Origin of the sequence: Gelidibacter sp. (assembly GCF_035577925.1) — a bacterium.
Lineage (GTDB): Bacteria > Bacteroidota > Bacteroidia > Flavobacteriales > Flavobacteriaceae > Gelidibacter.
The window spans coordinates 1-5,503 of record NZ_DATJCY010000065.1; the positions used below are offsets into that span (position 1 = coordinate 1).

Sequence of the window (5,503 nt, forward strand, 5' to 3'; positions counted from 1 at the left end):
CAATAATTGAGCCATCATGAATTGCTTCTATAATATCTGCCGTTCGTGTTTTCTCTGAAATGATTGCTCCTGTATAACAATCAATCTGTAGCTCAGTAAAATGATCCTCAAAGCGCACTTTGGCCATTCCTTTGTTAGGTCTATAATCAATGCGATTAATCTCAGGAGATAATTTTAATGATTTAATATGGGCTACTGCATTATCGTGTATCGTTTGTATAGAAAGCAACGTTCCATTTTGCGTTACGACCTTAGTACTTGGAGGTTGAAATCGTAGCTCGTCTTTCCAAGTGATTAATAAGCCTGTTAAACTAACTATAAGCAAAAAGAATACGGAAATAATTGCTATCCAACGGTGGGTTTTTCTATACCATCGAGTGGATTTGACTATTTTTTGAATGGAATTTTTCAATTTAAACTAATTAGAGGTATTGACTAAAATATGCAAATAGAATTGTAATTTTGTTAATAATTTGTTAACGATCTGTTTTAAAAAATACCAGAAACATATGATAGACTAATTGATTTTGTCAAACCTTGAGCAATTATAATTTCAAGGACTCCACATAAAAATCCACATCAACTTTAAGGTCATCATCATTTATCTTCATGGTGGACCAATCGGTTTTTGGGAATAACCATTGTTCTTTTCCATCAAAATAGACCTGGATTGGCATTTCAAAATTAGGAACGGTATCAATCCACCGGTATTTTAATTGCTTATTTTTTATACTATATTCCAAAGTTGGAATTCTGGCATCTCTTAAATATTGATTAAAAAAAGCAGTTAAATCAAGTCCTGCGGATTTTGAAATATAGTTTTCAATTTGTTCCGTGGTCACCGTTTGATGGTAGAACGTTTCGTTAAGCCCTCTTAATATACCACGCCATTTGACATCGTCATTAATCCACTGTCTTAAAGTGTGCAGTATGTTTGAACCTTTATAGTACATATCTCCCGAACCACTTTGGTTGACATTGTACGGACCGATAATGGGTTTATCGTTCAGAATGTTTTTTCGGACACCAATAACATATTCGGCTGCTGCTTTTTTACCATAAAAATACTCTACAAATAAACTTTCGGAATAGGATGTAAAACTCTCATGAATCCACATATCCGCCATGTCTTTATAGGTGATATTATTGGCAAACCATTCGTGTGCGGATTCATGAATAATGATAAAATCAAATTTCATTCCCCATCCAGAACCTGATACATCGCGTCCTAAATACCCATTTTTAAATTTATTGCCATAAGTGACAGAGCTTTGGTGTTCCATGCCTAAATACGGCACTTCTACCAATTTATAGCCATCTTCATAAAACGGATAAGGACCAAACCAATGCTCAAAAGCCTCCATCATTCTTGGGGCATCTTTAAATTGGGTTTTGGCTTTTTCAAGATTCTCCTTTAAAACATAATAATCCATTTTCAGAAGGCCCTTTTCTCCTTTATAATCTTCCGAATAATGCACATAATCCCCAATATTTACGTTGACACCATAATTATTAATGGGATTGCTGACAAACCAATTATAAGTTTTTGTACCATCTTTATGTTCTTCGACATTTCGTAATTGGCCATTAGAAACGTCCATCAAACCTTTTGGGACGGTGACGCTAATGAGCATGCTATCCACTTCGTCGTACATATGATCCTTGTTGGGCCACCACACGCTGGCACCTAATCCTTGGCAGGAAGTGGCAACAAAATCATTGCCATCAGCATCTTTTGACCATGAAAAACCGCCATCCCAAGGCGCTCTCTTTGCTTCTTGGGGTTGACCTTCATAATAAACATCCAGACTTTGGATACTTCCTTTTTTTTGATCACTTTTTAAGTTGATAAAATGGGCATTGCCGTCATGATTGATATTAAGAATTTCACCATTTTGAACCACTTTAGTGATTTTTAAAGGTGCTTGTAAATCAATTTGGAGTACTTTATAAGGCTCCAATACTTTATACTGAACGGTATTTTTTCCTTTGATGGATTTTGTTGCCGGATCTACAGAAACGTCCAAATGGTAATAAGTTACATCCCACCAAGCACGTTCTGGGGTTATGGAGCCTCTCAAAGTGTCTTGTCTGGTAAATGATTCCTGACCGAATGTAATTTGGACGGTCGTAAAAGCTAATAAGATGATAATATACTTGTTCATGTTTTTATTTTCTTAAGATTGAATTTGGAAAAACGACGACGCTTTCGTAACCGTCTTTTCCAACGGAAGCGACGCCAAAATACGAATTATCGATAACAATACCTTGTAAGGTGAATTCATTAATATCACCAACATATCTGGAATGGTCCCAAGTAGGAGAAGTCGTATCTCTCCAATAAATTTTATAGCCTTTTGCACCATCCACTTTATCCCATTTCAGTTTTGCAGAGGCTTCCACAATACCGCCAATGGCAACGGTTTTTGGTGGCGGAGGAGCAGATGCCAAACTTGCCATATTGATAGCATTTACTGCAGTTAATTTGGCCGCATAAGGGAAATTGACATGCTCAAAAGTATCACCATAGGTAATACCGTTTTCTACGCGAATGTCTTGATGTTGTTGGGTGTAATTTTCATGTGCTTCCATGATGCGGATGCCAGCAAAACCTAAATCGTTGAATGGTCGGTGGTGACCGCCACGTCCAAAACGATCCAATCGGTACACCATCATCGGATGCATTTCGGGCATATAGGTTTGCGTGGTTTTATGGACATAGCGCGCCAATTGACGAGATACCCCATCAACTTCGCCACCATAAAAACGACGCATTTGGCGTTCTTTTTCAGTTTCGGTCACCGGTACAGGTTCCGAAAATATTCGAAAAGTCCGATTATCGATGACACCATCAACACCTTCAATATTTCCAATCATATCATTGTTGAAAACACCGATAATGTCCCATCCCTTTTCTTTAGCGTACGCCGCCAATCCCGCACCTCCAAAAAGTCCTTGTTCTTCGCCCGAAAGACCAACATAAATAATACTGCTTTCAAACTTATATTTTGAAAGGACGCGTGCGGCTTCAATAGTTCCGGCCATTCCTGAACCGTTGTCGTTTGCGCCCGGCGCATCCGATGTGAAATCCATGGTATCGCTGGCTCGGGTATCGATATCGCCACTCATAATAATATATCTGTTTGGATATTTTGTTCCTTTTTGTACGGCAACAACATTTACCACCCACGCATCATGCGGCACTCGATTGTTATTGGCTTTGGTCACAAAATCCTTTTGATAAAATACGTTCAAACAGTTGTTGCAATCTTTAGAAATTGTTTCAAATTCTTGTTTGATCCAACGTCGGGCAGCACCAATACCGCGAGTTGACGAAACGGTGTCGCTAAAGGTGTTGCGCGTACCAAAGTCCACTAATGTTTGTACATCCTTTTTGATGCGATCGGCAGAAACGGCATCAATAATATCATAGATTTTCTGATCGGTTTGCGCGTTTAAATTCATGCCAAGCAGAAATATAGCACTGTATTTAAATAATGTTTTCATTGCAATATTATTAGGTGGATTTATGTTTGAATTATTTTTTGTAGTTGAATTTCACGGTTTCAATACGGCCATCATCTTGCTTGATATCAACATAGATGTTCATTTCATTCGTACTGATTTTCTCAAAGACCATACCTTCAAACACGACTTTGTTTTCGGTAATTTCCTTTAACGGAAAATCGATGGTTTTATCTTTTTCCTCCCAACCTTTAAGATCGTTGCCAAAATGCTTGAGTTGTAAAATCAAGGTGTTTTCTACTTCACGAATAATTTCGATTTCATAAAAAACGACGTTGTTATTTTCGATTAATTTGAAGGTTGCCATCATCGATCCACCCGAAGGCTCGCTCCAATTTTCTTCGGTTTGTCCGCCAAAAGCTTCGCCTTTCCAATTACCGGAAATCCATCGGATGTTTTCGAGTTTGGCTGCTAGTTTTTGATTTTCGAGTTCGCCTACAATGGCTAGTTTTTTTCCATCTGGGCTTACTGTTAATCGGCTGAGTTTCGTTATGCCGTAAGGCTTTAAGGAAGCAATTTCTTTCCATCCGGATTTGGTTTTTGGATTTAATTTGAAAATCATATCCTTCTTGGCCATTAGGATGCTACCATCGGGCAACCAACACATATCTTCAACGTTTGGAAGGGTGGTAGCGATGGTTGTGATTTGACTAGTTTTTGGATTAAAGGATTTTATTTCAGAAGTGCCGTCGGCATTTTTAGAAATAAAACTAATCAGATTTGAATTTGGAATACGATGTAAGGATCGTCCAACATGAGGTGTTATTTTTTTGTTTTGTCCCGTTTTTAGATCGGAAAGATAAAGTGACATAAAATCAGCTTCTAAAACAGAAGATATGATGGTGTTTTTGTCAAACCAAACTTGATAACCAACCACTAAAGTGTCAAAAATAATGGTATTGATATTGTTTTTTAAATCATATTTATAAAGACGTTGTTTGCCGTCCGGATCTAATCGGATGGCAGAAACGGCCTGTTGATTAGGGATTTTTAGTGGGGAATATTCGCCACCTTCGGTATTGCAGATCCATGTTTTTGAATCATTTTTAATGTCGTACTGAATGATATCCGTTTGTCCATTGCGAGTGCCAACATATAAAATAGTGCCATCATCCATAAACGAAGGTTGGTTGTCATAACCTTGATTATCAGAAATATTTTTGAAGTTGGAGAGTTGAAAGTTACCGTTTTTACTATTCAAATCAAATAGAAAAACCTCAGTATTGGGTTGTGCAGAGCTTAAAATAGTACTAAAAGCAAATAAGAATAGAAAATTTGATTTCATCGTTGGCTAGTTTCTATAAAGATATAATTTTTGATTCTAAATTGATCATTAAATTTTGAGAGCAATTTAAGTTGTCAAAAAATATTAGTGATGAGACTATTTTGATCGATTTGAACCGCTGATGTTCAAAAATCAAAAAGCCAATTCAAACTCATGAATTGGCTTTTCTTTGTCAATAAAATGTATGTTAGTCAGACAATTTTAGAAACAATATTTATTTTCAGATTTTAATTTTTCGGCAATAGCATTGCGTAAATCTACAATATCAGGATAGTTGGTGTATTTTACAAAACGTCTCAATCCCATTAATAGCATACGTTGCTCGTCGCCTTCAGCAAATGAAATGATGCTTTCCTTTCCATTTTTCTCAACGATTGAAACGGCATTATACAGATAAAGTTTGGCCATCGCTATTTGTAATTCCTGCTCTTTTTCGCCAAAACGCTTCGCATTTTTCTCTGTTCTCAAAATGGTAGATTCTGCCATATAGATTTCGATAAGAATATCAGAAGCAGCTAAAAGTAGCTGTTGGTGGTTGTCTAAATCTGGTCCAAATTTTTGAACCGCAGCACCAGCGACCATTAAAAATACTTTTTTAAGCTTGGCGATCATTTCCTTTTCTTCAGCAAACAGCTCTGAATAATCAGGCGTGTCAAATGAAGGAATTCCCATTAATTCATCAGCAACAGCTTG

At 37.0% G+C, this 5,503-nt stretch carries 4 protein-coding genes and 1 pseudogene; all 5 read right to left on the minus strand.

All coding sequences use genetic code 11. The annotated features are described in order from the left end of the window. The coding region (locus VNJ50_RS02025; protein ID WP_325578566.1) for a PepSY-associated TM helix domain-containing protein at positions 1-412 on the minus strand (412 nt) is incomplete at its 3' end. 133 nt (positions 413-545) lie between these two features. Continuing rightward, the gene (locus VNJ50_RS02030) at positions 546-2,165 is read right to left on the minus strand and encodes a M1 family metallopeptidase (RefSeq protein ID WP_325578568.1); all 1,620 of its coding nucleotides are present in this window, start codon (positions 2,163-2,165) and stop codon (positions 546-548) included. A 4-nt stretch (positions 2,166-2,169) separates the two neighbouring features. After that, positions 2,170-3,507 (minus strand): M28 family metallopeptidase, encoded by a 1,338-nt coding sequence (locus VNJ50_RS02035; RefSeq protein ID WP_325578570.1) that lies wholly within the window; start codon positions 3,505-3,507, stop codon positions 2,170-2,172. A gap of 31 nt (positions 3,508-3,538) precedes the next feature. Further along, positions 3,539-4,810: a DUF6265 family protein gene (locus tag VNJ50_RS02040; RefSeq protein WP_325578572.1), complete on the minus strand. Its 1,272-nt coding sequence runs from the start codon at positions 4,808-4,810 to the stop codon at positions 3,539-3,541. A 201-nt stretch (positions 4,811-5,011) separates the two neighbouring features. Then, a pseudogene (locus VNJ50_RS02045) lies at positions 5,012-5,503 on the minus strand (acyl-CoA dehydrogenase); the annotation flags it as partial.

Coding starts and splice junctions, on each gene's coding strand:
- VNJ50_RS02030 (WP_325578568.1), bottom strand. CDS start 2,165: ATGAACAAGTATATTATCATCTTATTAGCTTTTACGACCGTCCAAATT.
- VNJ50_RS02035 (WP_325578570.1), bottom strand. CDS start 3,507: ATGAAAACATTATTTAAATACAGTGCTATATTTCTGCTTGGCATGAAT.
- VNJ50_RS02040 (WP_325578572.1), bottom strand. CDS start 4,810: ATGAAATCAAATTTTCTATTCTTATTTGCTTTTAGTACTATTTTAAGC.